The sequence below is a fragment of the Caldicellulosiruptor hydrothermalis 108 genome, assembly GCF_000166355.1.
Taxonomy (GTDB): Bacteria; Bacillota; Thermoanaerobacteria; order Caldicellulosiruptorales; family Caldicellulosiruptoraceae; genus Caldicellulosiruptor; species Caldicellulosiruptor hydrothermalis.
The window spans coordinates 1,694,741-1,716,425 of record NC_014652.1; the positions used below are offsets into that span (position 1 = coordinate 1,694,741).

Here is a 21,685-nt window from a genome sequence, read left to right on the forward strand (position 1 = left end):
GCACATGTTTTAGCAAATTCTCTTATCTTACAGGTTCAGCTTTGCTGTATACTGTTCTCAGTATCACAATTGTAACTCTTCTGTTGAGCGCTCTTCCTTCTGGTGTCTTATTAGAAGCAATTGGTCTGTACTCACCATAGCCAACAACAGAAAATCTTTCGGGCCTTACCTTTGAAACTCTTAAAATTTCCTGCAAAACAGATGTAGCTCTTGCTGTTGAAAGTTCCCAGTTAGAATAAAAGTATTTGTTGTGTATAGGGACATTATCCGTGTGTCCTTCAATTCTGATATTGTTATTCGGAACCTTCTCTAAAATCTTTGCAATTTCATGAACAACTCCCTTTGCCTGTGGTGTAAGCTTTGCAGAACCTGTGTCGAATAACACATCTTTAAGTAAAATTGATAATCCTCTCTCTTCCTGTATCACAAGCACCTTGCCTTCAATACCATGTTCTTTTATAAGCCCTAAAACCTGTTTCTGTATGTCATTTATGAGTTCTTCCTCAGTCATCTGCTTATTTTTTGTTGTCCCGCCAACATCAGTGTTTGTCCCCTTGACATTCTTTCCAGATAATCCTTCCAATATAGAGGGACCAGAGTTTTCAAAAATATAGGCTGTACCTTTCAAAACAGATGTTAGAGATTCTGTAAAGTTCTTAAATTTGTCCATGTCAAGCTTGCTCATGGAATACATGACAATAAAATATATGAGCAAAAGAGTAATCAAATCTGCATAGGTAATAAGCCATCGTTCATGATTTTCTTTTTCTGGCTCTGCCACTCTTTTTCTCCCCATCTATATCAACCCCCAATCGGAGCTGAAGCAGCCTCACCAGCTTGGGCTTGTTGTTGCTTCGCTTCTTTTAATATTCCGCCAATCTTTTCTCTGAGTATTCTTGGGTTTTCACCAGCTTGGATTGACAAAAGCCCTTCCACGATTATCTCATTTAACATTCTCTCCTGCTTTGCTTTTGTCTTTATCTTTTTACCAAAGTTGAGCCAGATAAGGTTGGCAGATGAAACACCATACAAAGTTGCAACAAATGCAACAGCTATAGCTGGGCCAAGCTCATCTGGATTTGTTAAGTTTGAAAGCACAGAAATAAGACCCATAACAGTACCGATGATACCCATTGTAGGAGCATATCCACCTGCTGCCTCAAATACCTCAGCTGCCTCTTTCAGCTCATCTTCAGCAAGGTAAACTTCCCTGTCCAAAATATCTCTAATCACTTCTCCTTCAATACCATCAACAACAAGTCCCAAACCCTTTTTCAAAAGCGGATTTTGAATGTTGGGAATCTCCTGTTCTAAAGCCAAAAGTCCTTCTTTTCGTGCCCTGTCAGAAAGCTGGACAAGCTGCTCAACAACACTTGCAAAATCAATTTTCTTATCCATAAAAACCAATTTAAAATGTTTCACAGCAGTTTTTATCTGTGACATTGGAAATGATACAAGCACTGCTGCAATTGTCCCGCCAAAAACAATCATGGCAGCTGAAATCTGTAATAGTTTTGCAGGATTACCCTTCTCAATTATAAACGCAGTTAAAAGAGAACCAAAACCCAATATCAACCCGCCAATTGAAAGAATATCCATCTTTTATCATCATCCCTTTTCTGGTTATAATTTTGCGCGCTCAATCATAAAGTTTATCGGCATTTTAACTTACTTCTTTTAATCTCTCTGTCTGAAAATGAGTAATCAGTGCATCAATAATCTCATCAAGCTCACCGTCTAAAACTTGCTCAAGCTTGTACAAAGTAAGACCAATCCTGTGGTCTGTCACACGTCCCTGAGGAAAGTTATATGTTCTTATTCTTTCGCTTCTGTCACCAGTTCCAACCTGGCTTCTTCTTTGACTTTCTATTTCTTTTTGCTGAATGCTCTGATAATAATCATAAAGCCTTGCTCTTAGTATCTTCATTGCCCTGTCCCTGTTTGCATGCTGCGACCTTTCGTCCTGGCAGGTCACAACAATTCCTGTTGGTTTGTGAACAATCCTGACAGCCGACTCTGTCTTGTTTACATGCTGACCCCCTGCACCACCTGCCCTGAATGTGTCTATCTCAAGGTCCTCTTCTCTTATCTCCACTTCAACATCCTCAACTTCTGGCAAAACCGCAACAGTTGCTGTTGATGTATGAATTCTTCCGCCTGATTCTGTCACAGGTACTCTCTGAACTCTGTGAACACCACTTTCATATTTGAGCCTACTATATGCACCTTTTCCGCTTATCATGAAAATTACCTCTTTAAACCCATCCAAATCACTCTCACTTGTCGACATCACTTCAACTTTCCAGTTTTTCCTCTCTGCATATCTTGAATACATCCTGAAAAGCTCGGCTGCAAAAAGTGCTGCTTCCTCGCCACCTGCACCTGCTCTTATCTCCATTATAACATTCTTTTCGTCGTTGGGGTCCTTGGGCAAAAGTAAAATCTTGAGCTGTGTTTCAACAATCTCTTTCTGTTCTTTTGCCCGATTTAGCTCTTCTTTTACAAGTTTTTCAAAGTCCTCGTCAAGGTCTGTATCTAAAAGCTCTTCAGCCTCTTTGATAGTATTTAAAATCCTTTTGTATTCTCTGAACTTTTCCACAATTGGCTGAAGATTGCTGTGTTCTTTCATGAGTTTTTGCCATTCCTGAGTCTGGCTTATTATCTCAGGGTCTGCAATCTTTTTCTCAAGTTCTAAATATTTTTCCTCAATTACTTGAAGCTTCTCTATCATTCAATCACCCCATCCAATATATTTTTACCCATTTATTGCAAAGATACATCTTTCAATATTATTCAAATCCTTTCTTGACTTTATATTCTCATAACCGTTTTGCTCTAAAATTCTCTTGACTTCTTCAGCTTGAGAAAATCCTACTTCAAAAATAATATAACCACCATCTTTGAGATATAGCTTTGCTTTGTTTGCAATCTCTTTGAAAAACCAAAGCCCATCCTCTTTTGAAAACAGAGCTATATGCGGCTCTTTTAAAACTTGCTTCTCAAGCTTGAACCTTTCACTTTCAGAGATATAAGGTGGATTGCTAAGTATGGCATCAAGTCTAAGATTTTTGGGAATATCTTCAAATAAGTTGCTTCTTACAAATGAAATCCTATTTTCTACACCATTCAATTTTGCATTCTTCCTTGCAACCTCAAGCGCTCTTTCTGAAATATCAACAGCTAAAACCTTGCAATCTAAAAATTTGCAAAGAGCCACTGCAATGCAGCCACTACCCGTGCCAATATCTAAAAAGTATAGATTCTTCCTACCTTTAAATATTTCTATAGCAACCTCTACCAAAACCTCTGTGTCAAATCGTGGAATCAAAACATTCTCATCAACATAAAACTCAAGACCCATAAAGAAAGCTTTATTCGTACAATATTGAAGAGGATAGTCTTGTAAATATTTGGAAATAGCATTTACAATCTTTTCATATTTGTCTTGTCCTACAGGTAAACCTTTATTTAGAATAACCTCTGTTTTATCAATATCAAGTATCTGCGAAACCATCATAAGAGCAATCTTCTTATAGTCTTCTTCCTTATTTTCACAATAATCTCTTAACATCAAAGCAGCTTCATTCAAAACCTCGCCAATGGTCTTTAACCTACCACTCATCAAGCTTTCTGTCCTCCGGCACTACCTCTTTTAATGCCTCAATTGCAACTTCTATCTGCTTTTCATCAGGCTCTTTTGTTGTAATGTTCTGAAGCCAAAGCCCAGGATATGAGATTATTCTTGCTAAAGCACTTTCACTTTTCCCAGCCCATCTTATTATCTCATATGATATACCAACAATTACAGGAAGAAGTAAAAGCCGTATTAGAGTCCTCATAACAACAGATTGCCAACCGGAGATAGTAAAAATGATTATACTGATAATTATCACAATGAACAAAAAGCTTGTTCCGCATCGCGGATGGTGTGTAGAATATTTTTTTATGCTTTGAATGCTTAACTCTTCACCATTCTCATAGGCAAAGATTGTTTTGTGTTCTGCCCCGTGATACTCAAAGACCCTTTTTATCTCCTTCATCTGGGATGCAAATAAAAGATAAAGAATAAAAATTATTACTCTCACTATTCCTTCTATCATGTTTTTCCAAAAGCTACTAAGACTAAAACCTTTCAGTGCCTCAACAGACCAAGTAGGAATATAAAAAAATAGAAGTGTTCCGAGAACTATGGATACAACTACAGAAAAATAAATAGCTATATCGGTAATACCAAGCTTTTGGAAAAACTTTTTTTCAAATAGTCTGTCCACAAAATCTTTCTGTTTTTCTTTTTCTTCATCTGGCAACTCTTCTAATGCAATGTCAGCAGATTTCATCAAAGCTTTTGTCCCAAGAATCATCTGCTCAAATAAGATAAATATTCCTCTTACAAAAGGAATCTTTTTAAGTTTGTTTGTATCATCAATGGTTAAATCTTTTACCTCTTTGTAAAGCTCTCCATTCGGTTTTCTTATAACAATTGAAATTTTTTTAGGTCCTTTCATCATTATACCTTCTATGAGAGCCATTCCGCCGATAGTAGTTTTTTTCATACTCATCTTCCTATCTTTGCTAATTTATAAAATAAAAAGGATTAGCACAGGCTAATCCTCTCCGGAAGTAGCACTCTTATCTATTTCTGGTCAAGTCCGTATTTTTTCATGAACCTTTCTACTCTACCAGTTGTATCAACAAATTTTTGTTTACCTGTAAAGAATGGATGGCATTTTGAGCAAATTTCTACATGGATTTCTCTTTTTGTAGAACCAGTTATAAATGTCTCACCGCATGCACATCTGACAACTGCATCATGGTAATATGTTGGATGGATTCCTTCTTTCATTGCTTTCACCTCCTACAAGATTTATACAAATTTTTGTTGTCTTCTTAAATCAACAACTTGCTCATATTCATAAAGGTGCAAAAATATTTTACAACAGTTATTCCCCTTTTACAAGAGTTTTTTCAAAACCGGCATTGAAAGATTAATCCTCTCTAACTAAAAAACACAGAATAAAAAATCCGAGTACCATGCAGATGAACGAAATTAAAAAGAGAATGTTTTTACCAAGAGTATCAATTATACCTCCAGCTATTATAGAATTAAAAGCAAAAAATGGTCCCATCATAAAGTTTCTAAGACCTATATAAGATGGCTGTTTTAATGGGTCCTTGCAAAGTTTTGCAGCCATATTACTTTCGTTTACGTTCCTTGCACTTTGAGCAACTCCGAATAAGGCAACAGAAAGATAATAAATGCTTACAGAACTCATAAGGTATGTAAAATATATTGCAGGCAAAAATATCAACGCAGAAATCAAAAGGGTACTTTTAAAGCCATACTTTGAACCGATTAATCCCCATAGCATATATCCTACTGTTTGAGAAAAAAGCAATATTGTGGTTGCTACTGCAACATGTTGTGTTGAAATACTCAGGCTATTTTTTGCAAATATAGTTTGAAAACCAAATGGCATTTTACCCAGTGCGCCAATAAATAAAACTGAAAGAAGATAATATGTAAAATTTCTATCTTCTTTCAGTATCAAAAACATGCTCCTAAAATAATGCTTATTGTCAATCTCCTTTTTGGGTTTCTTGATAGGAATCTCTTTTATCATAGAAGCTATGTACAATGAGAGCATCATTATCAAAAACGAAATTAAAAATAAAAGACCATAGTTATAAGGAAAGTGTAAAAGCCTTAATATCCTTCCCATCAAAAAGGCTCCAAATGTCTCACACAGTCCCCCTATCGATGACCTTATACCAAAAAACTTGCTCCTTTGTCTTTCAGGAACAAGCTTTAGTATAAGATTGAACCACGTTATATTGGCAAATGAAGCAAAAAAACCTTGAAGACTAAAAATTATGTAAAAAAGAATTATAAATAAGAGCTCATTCTTAGCAGCAAATACAAACACATCAATAGCAAGCAAAAACCACATAAGCCTCATAAGCAAAGCAACTTTTATAAAATATTCTTTATATGTTTCAAGCATCTCAAGTTTTTTAGCAACAAGTATCTGCGGAGAGTTTGACAAAAGTACATTCAAAGTTGTCAAAAGTCCAATCAATGTATTTGAGTGGACATAGTTTGAAATAAAATAAACTATCACAGTAGAGACTGGAAGCATACCGCTTCCTATTGCAAATACTGCTCCATCTGCAATCGAAATGATAGAATTTCTCTTTAAATTTTTATAGGCAAAAACCTCAAGTCTTTTAAGTTCCCGTTCTTGGTCTTCAGATGTCACTTTTAGGCTCATCTCCTTAAATAAAATCCTACAAGTTTTAAAAGTATAACCTTGAAATTTCTTGACTTCTTTTAATTAACTTTAGGCAATAAGCAAACAATATAATCTCATAAATGCCAACAATGGCAAGCGCTCCATAGACATTTAACATGAGCACAAAATCATAAAATCCATGCAAAAGCATAGGGATAATTAAAGAAGCCTTGAAATACCAATAACTTCTGCTCTCAGGTGCAAACTTTGCAAAGCCCAAATAGTATCCCATTACAATTCCAAACATAGCATGTGCAGGTACTGCCATCACACCTCTTAGAACAAGAACTGAAACTGCAGCATCATATGAGGCTTGAAAAGCTTGATACACATACCCTACATTCTCTATTGCAGCAAATCCAACTGCAGAGAATACACTATAAACTATTCCGTCAAATGGCTGGTTAAAATGAGGAGTGTCAAAAGCCACTCTTAGCACAACAAGCCTTTTGAAATACTCTTCTGTAAGGCCTGCAACAATAAATGCTTCAAATGCAATAAATGAGAGTCTGCTTGAGGCAGAAATACTCCCATATGCCATTAAAAAATATTCAATTGGCACAACAATAGAGCTAATAAGTATCCCCCATACAAACGTTTTCAAAAGAAGATGAAGAGGTTCTTTTTCGAATTTGTCCCTAAAATAGATATAAAGAGCTATGAACAAAGAAGGAGCTATGCTCAAAATAATCAGTTTATAAAGCGTCACAGCAATTTACCTCCATTTGTCACCTTGAGTTTATTTATCGCTATTTCTAATGTAGTGAAATAAAAAAAGCTGCGCATACCCAGCAAGTTCTCCAAACGACTTTATAAACTGCCTCAGCTGTTTTATATTTTCAATTCCATAATATTCTCTCAAGGCACGCTTCACCCACACATCCACAGGGAACACATCATACTTTTGCAATGAGTAAAGCAATATACAATTAGCAACCTTGTCTCCTATTCCTTTTACCGTTTTTAAAATCTTCCTTGCTTCATCAGAACTCAAAGACTCAAGACTTTCAAAGTCTATTTTACCTTCATCTAATTTAGCAATTGCATCTTTGATATACTCCGCTCTATAACCTAACCCTAAGCGTTTTAATTCTTCTGTTGAGATCTTTTTTAAATCCTCAATTTCTGGAAATGTCCAAGAAGAAAATCCTCTGTATTCTATTTTTTCCCCATAAGCCTGGCAAAGTCTTTCCACCAGAATTTGAATTCTTTTTATGTTGTTATTCTGAGATATAATAAAAGAAATCATACATTCAAAAGGTTCTTGATTTAAAAGTCTCATCCCTCTGTACTTCTCAACTGCTTTTTTCAAAATCTCATCATGCTCAGAAAGCTCTTTCAAAATCAAATCATAGTCTTTGTCCAAGTCAAAATACCAGTAAAAAAATTTTTTAAACTCGTCAGGTGAACAGTTGTATATATCAAAAGTATTGTTATCCTGCGGATATACTAAAACTATTTTTCTATTTACAACTCCTATGTATCCACATTCTGCCTTTTTCCATCTAAAACATTGCCCGCTAAAAAATGTTGCGTCAAAATTAATCTCTACTCCACTTATGCGAAGAAAATCAGTATACTCTTTTATGTTCAAAAAAATTCATTCCTTTCCAACTATTTATGTTGTAAAACAAAAAGAGCCAACTTATTCTTGGCTCTATTTTTAATTATAAGAATACAGCATTTTTTATGCTTTATCAATATTTTTTTGATAATTCACAATTCCCTTTGCAATTGCTAACGCAATTTGAGTCTGGTAATTTTGATTATTTAGCATCTTTTCTTCTTCAGGATTGCTCAAAAAACCGCACTCTATTAAGATTGCAGGCATTTTGGTAGCTCTCAGCACAAAAAAGTCTGCAAATTTAACTCCGCGATTTATGGTTTTAATTGACTCAACTATGCTTTTTTGTACCTCAATGGCCAGCAAAAATCCTCTCTGGCTGGTTTTGTAATAAAAAGTCTCTACACCTCTTGCAGATTCATTTTTACTGCTGTTGCAATGAATGCTGACAAAAATGTCCACTAAATTCTTGTTTGCTATATCACACCTTGCTTTTAAGTCCTCTTTAACACCTTTTTCTCCCCACGGCAAAATATCAGAGTCTCTTGTCAAAATCACTTTGGCACTTGTTCCATCTTCCAAGATGAATTTTAACTTCTTAGCAATTGCAAGTGTTATATCTTTTTCTCTGGTGTTGTTTTTCCCTATTGCTCCGGGGTCTTTCGCGCCATGACCTGGGTCTACACATACTTTCATCCTTTTCACCTCCTCAAAATCAGTGTATTCCAAATTCCGCATATTTGTGAAATTCAAAAAAAACGCTCAGAAATAAAAAAGTAGCTGCTATTTTGAGCAAAATAGCAGCTACTTTCTCCAAAATATCAATTGGATTTGTTCAAATCTCAATTTTTTTTAAAATTACTTTCTATTTTTATCTTAAATTTTGTAATATTTTTCTTATAAATTCTTCATTTGACTTTGTTTGGGAAAGCATACTTATAATTCTCTCTGTGGTTTCTGCTGTTCCAAAGTTAGAAAGTGCTCTTCTGATAGCATCAACAGCTGCTTTTTCTTCTTCAGACAGCAAAAGTTCTTCTCTTCGCGTCCCTGACTTGTTTATATCAATAGCTGGGAATATTCGTTTTTCAGAAAGTTTTCTGTCAAGGTGCAACTCCATGTTGCCAGTACCCTTGAACTCTTCAAATATAACATCATCCATTCGTGACCCTGTTTCAATCAATGCTGTTGCAAGGATAGTAAGACTACCACCTTCTTTAAGGTTTCTTGCAGCACCAAAAAACTTTTTAGGTTTGTGAAGAGCGTTCGGGTCAAGACCGCCAGAAAGTGTTCTGCCAGAAGGTGGTTCAACCAAGTTATAAGCACGTGCAAGCCTTGTCAAACTATCCAGCAATATGACAACATCTCTTTTACACTCAACAAGTCTCATAGCCCTTTCTAAAACCATTTCAGCAACTTTTATGTGGTGTTCCGGAGTTTCATCAAATGTTGAGTAATGTATCTCTGCTTTTATTGAGTCTTGCATATCAGTGACCTCTTCAGGTCTTTCATCGATGAGCAGTACAATCAAATGCAAATCATCATAGTTTGTCAGAATACTATTTGCTATCTTCTTTAATAGTGTAGTTTTACCTGCTTTTGGTGGTGCTACAATTAATCCTCTCTGGCCTCTTCCAATTGGCGCAATAAGGTCTATGAGTCTTACCGCTAAATCCTTAGGCTCATTTTTATTTTCCAAAATTATTCTTTTGTTTGGGAAAATAGGGGTAAGGTCTTCAAAAGGAGTGCGTTTTGCAACTTCTTCTGGTTTCATATCGTTGACGCTCTGAACATACAAAAGTCCTGCAAACTTCTCATTTTCTTTTGGAAGTCTAATGGGACCTCTAATTTTATCTCCGGTTTTGAGATTGAATTTTCTGATTTGAGATGGCGAAACATATATGTCGTTGGGGCCAGGAACAAACGAATCATCGCGCAAAAATCCGTAACCGCCACCGCCACCAGGCTCATAAATTATCTCCAAAACTCCTTCTCCTATACCGCCTATCTCCACTTTACCTTCAAGTTCTTTCAATTCTGGTGGAATTTCTATCTGCATCTTATCCTCTCTTTTTTCTTCTTTTTTAGGTTTTAACTCTATTACTTTACTCTCTTCTTTTTTCTCCTCATTCAAACTAACATCTGTTGGCATTTCAGTTTTTTCTTCTTCTTTTTGTATGTGCTCCGACAAAGACTGCTCTTTTATGTTATCTTCTTCTTTATTTTCCATTTCACTTGGTTTTGCCTCTTCCTTCTCTTCAGTCTCTTCAAGCTTTGATTCTTGCTCCTCGCTCTTTAATTCAAAAGTCTGCTGAACTTCTGCAGTTTCTGATTTCTTCTTTCTTCCTCTTCTACCTTTTTCTTTTTTACCTATGCCCTCAAGAACTGTCGCATCTTCTTCCGAACTTCCCAGAAAATTTTTAATAGCTTCCATCAATTCACCTTTTTTGAGCAGAGAATATTTTTGAATACCCAGACTTTTTGCTATTTCTCTAAGTTCAATAATAGACTTTCCCTTTAAAAACTCATCAAGTGACCCAGGCACTCTTTTCCCTCCTTGTCTACTGACTTCTCATTTCTTGTACTTATATTCTATTAACTTCTGTCTGGGGAAGTTAATTGCAAGAGATGACGTTTAACCTGACACCTTTTATTTTAAAAGTCCAACACTACTTTGTCAATAGTGACATTGTTGATTAAAGACAATGTTTCTATTTACAATGATCAGAATGAGAAAATAAAAAATCAGAGTTAGGCAGTAAAATTTTACCTAACTCTGTTCTTGACTCTTTATATACTTAACATAGACAAAATCCTTGATGTAAGCTCATCATCATTCAGATACATCCGAGCAACCTTTTGTTCCATTGCCTTTTTTGCAACTGCTAAAGCCACCTCAAAGGCTACTTTCTTGTCAAAAGGCTTTGGAATTACATAATCTTCTGAAAGTTCTTCCTCTGCAACCTTAGCTATAGCCTCTGCAGCTGCTATCTTCATCTCATCTGTTATCCTTGTTGCCATGACATCAAGCGCTCCTCTAAAAATACCTGGAAATGCCAGCACGTTATTGACTTGGTTATTAAAATCAGACCTTCCTGTGCAAACAATCCTTGCTCCTGCCCTTTTTGCAATATCTGGCATAATCTCTGGTATCGGATTTGCCATTGCCATCACAATTGCATCATTTGACATCTTTTTGATATCATCTTCATCCAGAACATTTGCAACAGAAAGACCAATAAATACATCAGCACCTTCAATTGCTCTGTGTAGCGAACCTTTTATTCCTTCTTTGTTAGTAATTTTTGCTATTTCTTCTTTGTACTTATTCATATCTTCTTCTCTTCCTTCATATATGGTCCCGTGCTTATCACAAACAACAATATTTTTTGCTCCATACTTTAATAAAAGCTTTGCAGTTGCAATTCCGGCAGCACCAGCACCGTTTATGACTATTTTTACATCTGATATTCTTTTCCCTACAATTTTGAAAGAATTTATCAAAGCAGCCAGTGCTACCACAGCAGTTCCATGCTGGTCGTCATGAAACACAGGAATATCAAGACTTTCTATTAGCTTTTGTTCAATCTCAAAGCATGCTGGTGCACCTATATCCTCTAAGTTTATCCCTCCAAAAGATGTTTCAATAAGCTTTACTGTCTTTACAATCTCATCAACATCCTTTGAAGCTATGCATATGGGGAATGCATCAACTCCGCCAAACTGTTTAAACAAAATTGCCTTGCCTTCCATAACAGGCAAAGAGGCATCCACACCAATGTCTCCCAAACCCAAAACAGCTGTACCATTTGTTACCACTGCAACCCAGTTGGATTTAGATGTATACTCATACACAAGAGATTTATTCTTTGCGATCTCTCTGCAAGGTTCTGCAACACCGGGTGTATAATATATGCTAAGGTCATACTGATTATTTACACAAACTTTGCTTTTGAGGGCAATCTTTCCTTTGTGTTGTCTGTGAAGCTGTAAAGCAAGCGTTTTTATATCCATTTTTTATTTTCTCCTCTCACGCTCTTTTTGTGCGTGCAAATTTTGATTTTTTAGCTATCAAACTGTTCTTTCAACTTCTTAATAAATTCAGCTATAAACTTTTCTTTTCCCATCTCAGTTGGAAAATAGTATCTTCTGCCAACAAGCTCATCAGGTAGATACTGTTGAGAAACCCAGTGATTTTTATAGTCATGAGGATACAAGTACCCAATGCCATGTCCGAGCTTTTCTTCTCCCTGTGTTGCCATTCTAAGGTGCATAGGAATACTTTTTATACTCACATTTTTAGCATCTTCTAACGCCCTTTCAATTGCCAAATATGCAGAGTTGCTTTTTGGAGCACATGCAAGATAGATCGTCGCCTCAGACAAAATAATTCTTGCTTCAGGCATTCCCACAAATTCACATGCCATTGCTGCAGAAACTGCGATTGTGAGCGCCATCGGGTCTGCCAAACCAATGTCTTCTGCTGCCAATATTATAAGTCTTCTTGCGATAAACTTTATATCCTCTCCACTGTCAAGCATCTTTGCCAAGTAAAACAGTGCTGCATCCGGGTCAGACCCTCTTACACTTTTTATAAACGCAGAAATGGTGTCGTAGTGCATATCTCCTGTAGCATCGTACAATGCTGTTTTCCTATTTGAAAGATTTATGACAGATTCCTGGGAAATATAAATCTTGCCGTCGTCTTGAGCTTGAGAAGAATACACTACAGCTTCTAAGATGTTTAAAGCAACCCTTGCATCTCCACCTGAGAGCTTTGCTATTAGCTTTTTAGCATCATCTTCTATTTGGATATTCAGCTCACCAAGTCCATTTTCTTTATCCGAAATTGCTCTTTCAATAATCTTTAATATATCTTCCTCTTTAAGTGGAAAAAGCTCAAATACCAAAGACCTTGACACAAGCGCTTTATTGACTTCATAAAAAGGATTTTCGGTTGTTGCCCCAATCAAGATTATTATTCCTTCTTCTACAGAAGGCAAAAGTGCATCCTGCTGAAGTTTGTTAAACCTGTGTATCTCGTCAATAAAGAGAATTGTCTTTCTACCTGTTTGAGAAAACTCAATCTTGGCTTCTTCTATAATCTTCTTTATATCGTTTACACCTGCAATTGTAGCATTTATGGTTTTGAAAGTCTTGCCTGTAGCGTTAGCAATCACATGTGCAATTGTAGTTTTCCCAGTCCCAGGCGGCCCATAGAGAATTATTGAAGTAAGTCTATCATTCTTAATCAGGTTATAAAGAGGTTTGCCCGGGCTTAAAATATGCTCCTGTCCTATAATTTCCTCAAGGCGTTTGGGTCTGAGCTTGTAAGCAAGAGGTGATTCTTTTTTCAACCTCTTTTCACCAAGATATTGGAAAAAGTCCATTTTAATTCACCTTAAGCTTATTCATCAAATTCTTTATACAAAGGATGTTTTTCGCAAAGAGCTTTCACCCTGCTCAAAATATTCTCTTTGGTATCAGAATTTGTCAAAGCATCATGGATGATATCTGCAACCTCAATCATATCCTCTTCTTTAAACCCTCGGGTTGTAACAGCCGGCGTCCCAAGTCTTATCCCGCTTGTTATCATTGGACTTTGGGTATCAAAAGGAATTGCGTTTTTGTTACATGTTATATTGTGCTCATCCAATATCTTTTCAGCATCTTTCCCTGTAATGCCTTTATTTCTCAAATCTACCAACATTAAATGATTATCAGTTCCACCACTCACAAGTCTGAATCCTCTTTCAATAAGTCTTGTACTCAGAGCCTTTGCATTTTTCAATATTTGAACCTGGTAGTTTTTGAACTCTTCTGTCATAGCTTCTTTGAGAGCAACAGCTTTTGCAGCTATTACATGTTCAAGCGGTCCACCTTGAATGCCAGGGAAAATGGTCTTATCAATTAATTTTGCATACTTCTCTTTGCAAAGAATAAGGCCACCACGTGGACCTCTGAGCGTTTTGTGTGTTGTGGTTGTAACAAAATCAGCATATTCAACAGGTGATGGATGAAGCCCTGCAGCAACAAGCCCAGCAATGTGAGCCATATCTACCATCAAATAAGCTCCCACTTCATCAGCTATCTCTCTGAACTTTTTAAAATCGATTACTCTCGGATACGCCGATGCGCCTGCCAAGATAAGTTTTGGTCTGTGCTCCTTTGCAAGTTTTAAAACTTCATCATAGTTAATTGTTTCTGTCTCAGGGTCAACTCCATATGAAACAATATTGTAAAGTTTTCCTGAAAAGTTCACAGGGCTGCCATGAGTCAGATGTCCACCATGCGAAAGATTCATTCCAAGGATAGTATCGCCCGGATTTAATACCGCAAAATACACAGCCATGTTTGCCTGTGCACCTGAGTGCGGCTGAACATTAGCATGTTCAGCTCCAAACAGCTTTTTAGCTCTCTCAATTGCTATAGATTCAACAACATCGATATATTCGCATCCACCATAATATCTTCTTCCTGGATATCCTTCTGCATATTTATTTGTCAAAGGTGAACCCATTGCTGCCATTACTGCGCTTGAAACAAAGTTCTCAGATGCAATAAGCTCAATTTTATTCTGCTGTCTTTTAAGCTCGCTCTTTATTGCCTCAGCTATTTCTGGGTCAGTGCCTTTCACTAAATCGTAAAAGTACATTTTCATCTCCCTTTCCGAATGTTTTGTTGCAAAGATATTCGAACGTTCATACTTTATGATTATACATCAATTTTTTCTTTGTGTATATTATATTTTAGCCCAATTTTAAAAGTCAACCATTTGAACATATTTGTGCACAAAGTTTAATGTTCACACACAACAACAAATACTATATAATCTTACTGTGAAAAATCAAGAAGATGGAGGCTATCTACTAAAAATGATGAGCTCGAAACAACTTATAGAGATTGCGCTCTTAGCAGGTGAGATAATGCTTACAAACGGTGCTGAAACGCACAGAGTGGAAGATACAATGGTTAGAATATGCTCAAAAGGAAAATTAAAGTTTGCCGAAAGTTTTGTAATACCAACTGTAATTGTAGCAACAGTTGCAGATGAAAATAATAATCTCGTTACTGTCTCAAAAAGAATTAAAAGTAGAACAATTGATCTTAATAAAATCTCACTTGTAAATCAGTTTTCCCGCGATTTTCAAATCCATGATTACACTTACGATCAAGCAATTGAAATCTTGAATAAGATTAAAAATAAAAAAGGATATGCTTCCTATTTGCTACCATTTGCAGCAGCACTTGTGTGTTGTTTTTCCACAATTTTGTTTGGAGGGAAACTTAGAGATGCAATTTCAGCTTTTTTTGTAGGTTTTGTCACTCAAACCATTTTGAATTTTATGAATTCCAAAAACTTTTCTTATTTTATCTCTTACATCATTGGAGGAGCTATAACTGCTTTGATAGCTATCATTACAGTAAATCTCAATATAGGTATTCATTTAGATAAAATAATCATTGGTTCTGTAATGATAATGACACCAGGTGTTGCAATTACTAACGCAATAAGAGACACTATTGCAGGTGATCTTTTATCCGGGGTTGCAAGAGGAGTTGAAGCTTTTTTAATAGCTGTGTTCATTGCAACAGGAGCCGGTATTGCGCTCAGTCTTTTTAGATAAATCTCAAAAGGAGGAAAAAATGTTGGAAAGAAGTTTGGTGTTTCAGCTAACTTCAGCGTTTATTGTAAGTTTTTCTTTTGCCATTCTTACAAACTCACCACGCAAAAGTCTGCTGTACTGTGGAATAAATGGAATGTGCGGCTGGCTTGTCAATTTATTGCTGCTGCGATTTGGATTTTCTCAAATTTTATCCGTTTTCTTCGCAGCGCTTGTCATAAATGTGCTGTCAGAAATATTTGCAAGATTTCTCAAAAATCCTGTGCCAATTTTTCTTATCCCGGGATTGATACCACTTGTGCCAGGAGCTGGCATGTATAATACAATGACAGCACTTCTCAAAAGCCAGTTTGAACTTGCTATCAAAACAGGTATGCAAACTCTGCTGATTGCAGGTTCAATTGCAGTGGCAATAATGCTTGTCACATCATTTAACTGGGTGTTCTCAGCTCTCAATAAAAAGTAAAGTAAAAACAAAAGAAAGCATAAGCCACTTGCAAATGGTTTATGCTTTCTTTTATTTTGCTTTTCTTGAGTATGTTACGTTCAGTGCTTCTTTTCGTGAAAGTGAAAGTCTGCCAAGCTTGTCAATCCCTATTACCTTTACAAGCACCAAATCTCCAACTTTTACAACTTCGTCTACAGATTTTAATCTTCTCTCATCTAACTGAGATATATGCACAAGTCCTTCTTTGCCAGGATATATTTCAACAAATGCTCCATAAGATGCAGTTCTTGTCACCTTGCCAAGGAAAAATTGCCCAACCTCAATCTCGCGACCGATTCCCTCAATCATGCTTATTGCCCTGTTACCAGAGATATCATCAGGTGCTGCAACAAATATTCTTCCATCGGGTTCTATATCAATCTTTACGTTTGTCTCTGCGATGATTTTATTTATCATCTTTCCACCTGGTCCAATTATGTCTCGAATCTTTTCAGGGTCAACTGTAGTTTTGAATATCTTTGGAGCATAAGGTGAAAGCTCGCTTCTTGGCTTGTCAATTACAGTTTGCATAAAATCTAAAATCTTCAGTCGTGCTTCTCTTGCCTGATAGAGTGCCTTTTCGATAATTTCTCTTGTAAGTCCATGGATTTTTATGTCAAGCTGAATGGCAGTAATACCTTCTCTGGTTCCTGCTACCTTAAAGTCCATATCTCCAAAGAAGTCTTCTATACCTTGAATGTCAGTAAGTAAAATAAAACTGCCGTCGTCTTTTGTAATAAGGCCGATAGAAATTCCTGCAACAGGCGCTTTGATTGGCACACCGGCATCCATAAGCGCAAGAGTACTGCCGCATACACTTGCCTGTGACGTTGAACCGTTAGATGTCAAAACTTCAGATACAAGTCGAATGGTGTAAGGGAATTCATCTTCCGAAGGAATGACAGGTTCAAGTGCCCTTTCAGCTAATGCCCCATGTCCTATCTCTCTTCTTCCCGGACCTCTTACAGGTTTTGATTCACCTGTAGAAAATGGTGGGAAGTTATAATGATGCATATACCTTTTTGCCTCTTCTTCTTCAAGACCGTCTAAAAACTGCATCTCACCTTTTGTACCAAGAGTTGCAACTGTCAAAACCTGAGTGTAACCTCTTTTGAACAGCGCAGAACCATGTGTTCTTGGCAAAATACCAACCTCAGCATAAAGAGGTCTTATCTCGTCAAATTTTCTGCCATCAGGGCGTTTTCCTTCCTCTGCAACCATCTTTCTGACAATCTCTTTTTCAAGGTTATAAAGCGCATCATCCACAAGTAAAAGAGTTTCTTCTGTCTCACCTTCGAAAGCCTTGAACACTTCTTCTTTGAGCTCATCAAGCTTCTTATCCCTCTCAATCTTGTCGGGTATCTGCACATACTGATAAACCTTGTCATATGCAATCTCACGTACCTTTTGTTTTATCTCTTCAGGCACAATCCTCTTTTGATATTCCATCTTAGGTTTTCCAACTTCTCTTACTATTCCTTCTATGAACTCAACAATCTTCTTTATCTCTTCCTGTGCTGTCATGATAGCCTCAAGCATTATATCTTCAGGAACTTCTTTCGCACCAGCTTCTATCATCATCACCCTGTCTTTTGTCCCCGACACAACAAGATGAAGTTTGCTCACTTCTCTTTCCTTAGCCGTAGGGTTTATGACAATTTTACCATCCACATACCCGACAAGCACAGAACCAGTCGGTCCTTCAAATGGTATATCAGAGATTGACAGTGCAACAGATGAACCAAGCATTGCGAGAACATCCGGTGGATTGTCAGGGTCAACTGACAGTACTGTAGCTATAACAGAGACATCATGATAAAAATCCTTTGGGAAAAGCGGTCTTATAGGTCTGTCTATTAGCCTTGCAGAAAGAATTGCTTTCTCGGACGGTTTACCTTCTCTTTTTATAAATCCACCTGGAATTTTACCAACAGAGTACAGCCTCTCTTCATAGTCAACTGTAAGAGGGAAAAAGTTTATACCTTTTCTGGGCTTTTCAGAAGCACATGCAGTGACAAGCACAGCTGTGTCACCATATCTTGCAAGCACAGCCCCGTTTGCCAAAAGAGCGTATTTTCCAATCTCAAAGCTGAGCTCTCTTCCAGCAAGTTCCATTTTATAAATTTTACTCTCCAATCCCTACCACCTCTTTCTAAAATAATGGAGCGGAATAATACCGCTCCACTTATTCTGCCAATTATTTTCTCAGTCCTAACTTTTCTATAAGCTCACGATACCTGTTGATGTCATACTCTTTGAGGTAATTGAGAAGTTTCCTTCTCTGACCTACCATCTTCAAAAGGCCTCTTCTTGAATGGAAATCCTTTTTGTGAACCTGAAGGTGTTCGTTGAGCCTGTTAATTCTTTCTGTCAAAAGCGCAATCTGTACCTCTGGCGAACCCGTATCAGATTCATGAAGCTGATACTTTTTGATGATTTCTTCCTTCTGCTGTTTTGTGAGCATCTTTTTACACCTCCCTTTCCTCCAAAAATGCCTGAATCTTTGTCAAAGGCTGGGAGCATCCTCTGACAATGACTCAGGTTAGCACATAGCATATTGTAGCAAAAATCTTCGCTTATGTCTATATACTTGCTTTTCAAAATAAAGCTTTTACGTACTCAACATCTTGCGCTATTTGGTTTTTAAGTTCATCTATATTTGAAAATTTTTTCTCTTCACGCACAAAATCGATAAATTCTATTTTAACTCGCTTGCCATACATGTCCTTATCAACACCCAATACGTGTGTCTCTATCTTTATATTTTCTGAGGCTGAAACAGTGGGGTTTGTGCCCACATTGGTTATGGAAAGATACCTCTTATCATCAATAATTGTATTTGTGACATATACACCTTTCCTTGGTACTACCTTTTCTTTATCAAATTTTATGTTAATGGTTGGAAAACCCATCTTTTTCCCCAACCTGTTACCTCTTTTTACAGTACCACTAATGAAAAAGTGAAAGCCAAGCATGCAATTTGCAAGTTTTATGTTCCCCTCAAGTATTAACCTTCGGATAAGCGTGCTGCTCACAACATGCTCTTGGTACATCACCGGGTCAATCACTATACACTTTCGACCAAACTGGTGAAGTTTTTCACACAGATACTTGCTATCTCCCTCTGCCATGTATCCGAACGTAAAGTCATACCCTACAACTACCACTGATACATTTAACTTATCAATTAGAATTTCCTCAATAAACCTATCTTTATCCATCTGCATTATCTTTTTATTAAATTCTATAAAATACACATCATCTATGCCATAATTTCTGAAAAATTCTAATCTTTCCTCGTTTGTAAGTATATACTTTGTATCAAAACCAAGAAGGTTGTCAGGATGATTTTTAAAAGTAAAAACAACTTTCTTTCTACCCCTGGAATTTGCATCTAAAACCTCAAACAGCCTTTTATGACCTATATGAAAGCCGTCAAAAAATCCAAGGGCAACAGCTGGGCTATCGTGTCTTTTTTCTACAATCTCATAAACATTCATCTGCAGTTTCCACCTTTAAAATATATTTGAATACATCCTTTTCTCTTTTGTATATAAAGACAACCTTATCAACCCAAATTTTATAAAAGTCTGCAAATACAGTGTCAATATCTATAATATCTTCTATATCCTGGTTTACAAGTGGATTCCCATTTAAAATCTTCTTATATGTTTTTCTGCCTACTTTTATCTCATTTTTAAATAGTCTGCACACAGGAATTATACTTTCTGTCCTAATATCACTAAGTAACACTGCATCTTTTAAATCAAAAAATCCACTTCTTATCCTTCTTAGCTCAGAAAGCAAACCTACAGTAGAAAGACTTTCTGCAATCTTTTCAGCTAAACTTCTTATATACGTTCCATGGCTACACTGAACTTTAAATTCAAGATACGGATATGAAAAGTTGATTATCTCTATATTATATATGATACTCTTCACCTTTGGAATTTCAATATTTATTCCTTTTCGTGCATACTCATAGAGTTTTTTACCCCTCAGCTTCTTTGCAGAAAAAATTGGAACATCAAGCTCAATTTCTCCTTTTAAATTTTTAAAACATTCTTCTATCTCTTTTTCTTCAACAATCAAATTATTTTTTTCTTTGATTTTACCAGTTATATCAAGTGTATCTGTCCTTATACCAAACTGCATTGTTGCTATATATGTTTTTTTTTGGCTTGTAAAGAAAGAAGAAAGCTTTGTAGCCTCCCCCAGCAAAATGACCAAAAGGCCAGTTGCAAACGGGTCGAGTGTTCCTGCATGCCCAGCTTTCACATTGAAGACTTTCCTGACAAATTCAACAACATCATGTGAGGTAATACCTACTGGTTTGTCAACAAGCAAAACTCCATTCATCTCAGATCACTTTTTAATCTTTTTAGTAGGTTTTCCTTTACAGCATCTAAAGAAGCATTTCTACTTGAAAACCCAGCTGCCCTGACATGTCCGCCTCCGCCAAATTCCTTGGCAACCTGGGCACAGTCAATATAGTATTTCGACCTCAAACTCACCTTTATTTTGTCTTCTTCCTCAATAAATATTGCAGCTACTTCAACATCTTCAATGTTTCTTGCAAAATTTATAATGTTTTCTGTCTCATCTCGTGACGCACCATTTTTCTTTAGCATCTCTCTTGTCACTGTCAAAAAAGCAATCTTGTTTCCCTCAAAAAGCTCTAACGTCTGCAAAACATCTTTCAAAAGATTGAACTTTGAAAGGCTCATCTCATCAAATACCTTGTTGATGATATACACAAAGTCAATCCCAGTATTTATTAAATCACCTGCAATCTGATGGGTTATTGAAGTAGTGTTTGAATATTTAAATCCTCCTGTGTCGGTAAAAATACTTGTGTAAAGACAGGTTGCAATTTCTTTGTCATTGTCAATACCCATAAGTTTGACAATCTGGTATATAATTTCACCTGTTGCAGCAGAGGAAGAATTTATATAAAACAGATCTCCTATCCCTTCGCTTGTCACATGGTGGTCTATATTTATTAGCTTTGAATAACAATTTTCAATGTTTTCAATTCCTGTCCTCTCAAGCTCACCTGTATCAAGTAGGATAAGAATATCAAATTTTTCGTCAATTTTGTCTACCACCTCTATTTTTTCTGCCGCAGGTAAAAACCTCAAATTCTTTGGAACATTATTCTTTAGAAACATTCTTGCATCTTTACCTTTTCTTTTAAGTGCCATATAAAGTGCAAGCATTGAACCGATGCAATCCCCATCAGGATTCTCGTGCGAGACAATAGCAATCGAATTTGATTCTAAAAGCTGCTGAATAATCTTGCTCTCTATCAATTTTCTTCTTCACCTTCACTTTCCTCAATGTTTTCATCTTCTTTTGAAATATTTAGTTGATTCAAAATCTGGGAAATTCGTGCACCATACTCAATTGAGTCGTCCAGCTCAAATGTTATCTCTGGAGTAAATCTCAAGCTTATCCTTCTTGATATTTCTCTTCGAATATAAGGTTTTGCATTTTCTAACGCTTTCATTGTAGTTTCAACCTTTTCTTTATCCTTGTCAAATATGCTAACATAAACCTTTGCATGTCTCAAATCCTTGCTCATGTTCACCTTTACAATGCTTATAAGCTCTGCACAAAGGCGAGGATCTTTGAGATCATGTTGAATTATATCGCTCAGTTCCTTTTTTATCTCTTCAGAAACTCTGTCTGACCTTTCAAATTGCATATTCTGATCCCCTCA

At 36.5% G+C, this 21,685-nt stretch carries 22 protein-coding genes; 2 read left to right on the forward strand and 20 right to left on the reverse strand.

Annotation, left to right across the window (positions count from 1 at the left end):
* Positions 1–22 precede the first annotated feature (22 nt).
* The 14 genes from CALHY_RS08420 to CALHY_RS08485 all read right to left on the reverse strand — a co-directional run bounded on the left by CALHY_RS08420 (position 23) and on the right by CALHY_RS08485 (position 14,506).
* Positions 23–796, reverse strand: coding sequence for an OmpA family protein (locus CALHY_RS08420; protein WP_013403539.1), 774 nt, complete (start codon positions 794–796; stop codon positions 23–25).
* A 5-nt stretch (positions 797–801) separates the two neighbouring features.
* Complete coding sequence (locus CALHY_RS08425) at positions 802–1,599, reverse strand: flagellar motor protein (RefSeq protein ID WP_013403540.1); 798 nt, start codon at positions 1,597–1,599, stop codon at positions 802–804.
* A gap of 64 nt (positions 1,600–1,663) precedes the next feature.
* On the reverse strand, positions 1,664–2,731 hold the full coding sequence (gene prfA, locus CALHY_RS08430) for a peptide chain release factor 1 (RefSeq protein WP_013403541.1): 1,068 nt from the start codon (positions 2,729–2,731) through the stop codon (positions 1,664–1,666).
* A gap of 24 nt (positions 2,732–2,755) precedes the next feature.
* On the reverse strand, positions 2,756–3,622 hold the full coding sequence (gene prmC, locus CALHY_RS08435) for a peptide chain release factor N(5)-glutamine methyltransferase (RefSeq protein WP_013403542.1): 867 nt from the start codon (positions 3,620–3,622) through the stop codon (positions 2,756–2,758).
* The gene (locus CALHY_RS08440; protein WP_013403543.1) at positions 3,612–4,553 is read right to left on the reverse strand and encodes a DUF1385 domain-containing protein; all 942 of its coding nucleotides are present in this window, start codon (positions 4,551–4,553) and stop codon (positions 3,612–3,614) included. Before CALHY_RS08440 ends, prmC begins: the two co-directional genes overlap by 11 nt.
* 80 nt (positions 4,554–4,633) lie before the next feature.
* The gene (gene rpmE / locus CALHY_RS08445) at positions 4,634–4,843 is read right to left on the reverse strand and encodes a 50S ribosomal protein L31 (RefSeq protein ID WP_013403544.1); all 210 of its coding nucleotides are present in this window, start codon (positions 4,841–4,843) and stop codon (positions 4,634–4,636) included.
* Positions 4,844–4,985: 142 nt separating this feature from the next.
* Positions 4,986–6,257 (reverse strand): MFS transporter, encoded by a 1,272-nt coding sequence (locus CALHY_RS08450; protein ID WP_013403545.1) that lies wholly within the window; start codon positions 6,255–6,257, stop codon positions 4,986–4,988.
* Between the two features lie 37 nt (positions 6,258–6,294).
* The gene (locus tag CALHY_RS08455; RefSeq protein ID WP_013403546.1) at positions 6,295–6,999 is read right to left on the reverse strand and encodes a PrsW family intramembrane metalloprotease; all 705 of its coding nucleotides are present in this window, start codon (positions 6,997–6,999) and stop codon (positions 6,295–6,297) included.
* 30 nt (positions 7,000–7,029) lie between these two features.
* Complete coding sequence (locus CALHY_RS08460; protein WP_013403547.1) at positions 7,030–7,884, reverse strand: DNA-3-methyladenine glycosylase family protein; 855 nt, start codon at positions 7,882–7,884, stop codon at positions 7,030–7,032.
* Between the two features lie 93 nt (positions 7,885–7,977).
* A complete protein-coding gene (locus CALHY_RS08465) occupies positions 7,978–8,550 on the reverse strand; it encodes an N-acetylmuramoyl-L-alanine amidase family protein (protein ID WP_013403548.1) in 573 nt (190 codons plus the stop codon).
* 175 nt (positions 8,551–8,725) lie between these two features.
* Positions 8,726–10,396: a transcription termination factor Rho gene (rho, locus tag CALHY_RS08470; protein WP_013403549.1), complete on the reverse strand. Its 1,671-nt coding sequence runs from the start codon at positions 10,394–10,396 to the stop codon at positions 8,726–8,728.
* Positions 10,397–10,641: 245 nt separating this feature from the next.
* Positions 10,642–11,865, reverse strand: a complete 1,224-nt coding sequence (locus CALHY_RS08475) for an NAD(P)-dependent malic enzyme (RefSeq protein WP_013403550.1) — start codon at positions 11,863–11,865, stop codon at positions 10,642–10,644.
* Between the two features lie 50 nt (positions 11,866–11,915).
* Entirely contained in the window at positions 11,916–13,241 is a 1,326-nt protein-coding gene (locus CALHY_RS08480) for a replication-associated recombination protein A (protein WP_013403551.1), read from the reverse strand.
* A 17-nt stretch (positions 13,242–13,258) separates the two neighbouring features.
* A complete protein-coding gene (locus CALHY_RS08485) occupies positions 13,259–14,506 on the reverse strand; it encodes a serine hydroxymethyltransferase (protein ID WP_013403552.1) in 1,248 nt (415 codons plus the stop codon).
* 220 nt (positions 14,507–14,726) lie between these two features.
* Here CALHY_RS08485 and CALHY_RS08490 point away from each other — a divergent pair, with 220 nt between their 5' ends.
* Positions 14,727–15,479 carry a threonine/serine exporter family protein gene (locus CALHY_RS08490; protein WP_013403553.1) on the forward strand — a complete coding sequence of 251 codons (753 nt, stop codon included), beginning with the start codon at positions 14,727–14,729 and terminating at the stop codon, positions 15,477–15,479.
* 19 nt (positions 15,480–15,498) lie between these two features.
* Positions 15,499–15,942, forward strand: a complete 444-nt coding sequence (locus CALHY_RS08495; RefSeq protein ID WP_013403554.1) for a threonine/serine exporter family protein — start codon at positions 15,499–15,501, stop codon at positions 15,940–15,942.
* 51 nt (positions 15,943–15,993) lie between these two features.
* On the opposite strand, the gene CALHY_RS08500 is transcribed toward CALHY_RS08495, so the two are convergent.
* The 6 genes from CALHY_RS08500 to rbfA all read right to left on the reverse strand — a co-directional run bounded on the left by CALHY_RS08500 (position 15,994) and on the right by rbfA (position 21,670).
* Positions 15,994–18,099 (reverse strand): polyribonucleotide nucleotidyltransferase, encoded by a 2,106-nt coding sequence (locus CALHY_RS08500; RefSeq protein ID WP_013403555.1) that lies wholly within the window; start codon positions 18,097–18,099, stop codon positions 15,994–15,996.
* Between the two features lie 61 nt (positions 18,100–18,160).
* The gene (gene rpsO, locus CALHY_RS08505) at positions 18,161–18,427 is read right to left on the reverse strand and encodes a 30S ribosomal protein S15 (RefSeq protein WP_013403556.1); all 267 of its coding nucleotides are present in this window, start codon (positions 18,425–18,427) and stop codon (positions 18,161–18,163) included.
* A 133-nt stretch (positions 18,428–18,560) separates the two neighbouring features.
* Complete coding sequence (locus CALHY_RS08510) at positions 18,561–19,463, reverse strand: bifunctional riboflavin kinase/FAD synthetase (protein WP_013403557.1); 903 nt, start codon at positions 19,461–19,463, stop codon at positions 18,561–18,563.
* Positions 19,450–20,322, reverse strand: coding sequence for a tRNA pseudouridine(55) synthase TruB (gene truB / locus CALHY_RS08515; protein WP_013403558.1), 873 nt, complete (start codon positions 20,320–20,322; stop codon positions 19,450–19,452). Before truB ends, CALHY_RS08510 begins: the two co-directional genes overlap by 14 nt.
* Complete coding sequence (locus tag CALHY_RS08520; protein ID WP_013403559.1) at positions 20,319–21,275, reverse strand: DHH family phosphoesterase; 957 nt, start codon at positions 21,273–21,275, stop codon at positions 20,319–20,321. Before CALHY_RS08520 ends, truB begins: the two co-directional genes overlap by 4 nt.
* Positions 21,272–21,670, reverse strand: coding sequence for a 30S ribosome-binding factor RbfA (gene rbfA, locus CALHY_RS08525; protein WP_013403560.1), 399 nt, complete (start codon positions 21,668–21,670; stop codon positions 21,272–21,274). The genes CALHY_RS08520 and rbfA overlap by 4 nt, the downstream gene beginning before the upstream one ends.
* Between the last annotated feature and the right edge of the window lie 15 nt (positions 21,671–21,685).

What these genes read in the sequence shown, in the direction of transcription:
- CALHY_RS08420 (WP_013403539.1), bottom strand. Translation starts at nt 796, where the DNA reads ATGGGGAGAAAAAGAGTGGCAGAGCCAGAAAAAGAAAATCATGAACGA.
- CALHY_RS08425 (WP_013403540.1), bottom strand. Translation starts at nt 1,599, where the DNA reads ATGGATATTCTTTCAATTGGCGGGTTGATATTGGGTTTTGGTTCTCTT.
- prfA (WP_013403541.1), bottom strand. Translation starts at nt 2,731, where the DNA reads ATGATAGAGAAGCTTCAAGTAATTGAGGAAAAATATTTAGAACTTGAG.
- prmC (WP_013403542.1), bottom strand. Translation starts at nt 3,622, where the DNA reads ATGAGTGGTAGGTTAAAGACCATTGGCGAGGTTTTGAATGAAGCTGCT.
- CALHY_RS08440 (WP_013403543.1), bottom strand. Translation starts at nt 4,553, where the DNA reads ATGAAAAAAACTACTATCGGCGGAATGGCTCTCATAGAAGGTATAATG.
- rpmE (WP_013403544.1), bottom strand. Translation starts at nt 4,843, where the DNA reads ATGAAAGAAGGAATCCATCCAACATATTACCATGATGCAGTTGTCAGA.
- CALHY_RS08465 (WP_013403548.1), bottom strand. Translation starts at nt 8,550, where the DNA reads ATGAAAGTATGTGTAGACCCAGGTCATGGCGCGAAAGACCCCGGAGCA.
- CALHY_RS08475 (WP_013403550.1), bottom strand. Translation starts at nt 11,865, where the DNA reads ATGGATATAAAAACGCTTGCTTTACAGCTTCACAGACAACACAAAGGA.
- CALHY_RS08480 (WP_013403551.1), bottom strand. Translation starts at nt 13,241, where the DNA reads ATGGACTTTTTCCAATATCTTGGTGAAAAGAGGTTGAAAAAAGAATCA.
- CALHY_RS08485 (WP_013403552.1), bottom strand. Translation starts at nt 14,506, where the DNA reads ATGTACTTTTACGATTTAGTGAAAGGCACTGACCCAGAAATAGCTGAG.
- CALHY_RS08490 (WP_013403553.1), top strand. Translation starts at nt 14,727, where the DNA reads ATGATGAGCTCGAAACAACTTATAGAGATTGCGCTCTTAGCAGGTGAG.
- CALHY_RS08495 (WP_013403554.1), top strand. Translation starts at nt 15,499, where the DNA reads ATGTTGGAAAGAAGTTTGGTGTTTCAGCTAACTTCAGCGTTTATTGTA.
- rpsO (WP_013403556.1), bottom strand. Translation starts at nt 18,427, where the DNA reads ATGCTCACAAAACAGCAGAAGGAAGAAATCATCAAAAAGTATCAGCTT.
- CALHY_RS08510 (WP_013403557.1), bottom strand. Translation starts at nt 19,463, where the DNA reads ATGAATGTTTATGAGATTGTAGAAAAAAGACACGATAGCCCAGCTGTT.
- truB (WP_013403558.1), bottom strand. Translation starts at nt 20,322, where the DNA reads ATGAATGGAGTTTTGCTTGTTGACAAACCAGTAGGTATTACCTCACAT.
- rbfA (WP_013403560.1), bottom strand. Translation starts at nt 21,670, where the DNA reads ATGCAATTTGAAAGGTCAGACAGAGTTTCTGAAGAGATAAAAAAGGAA.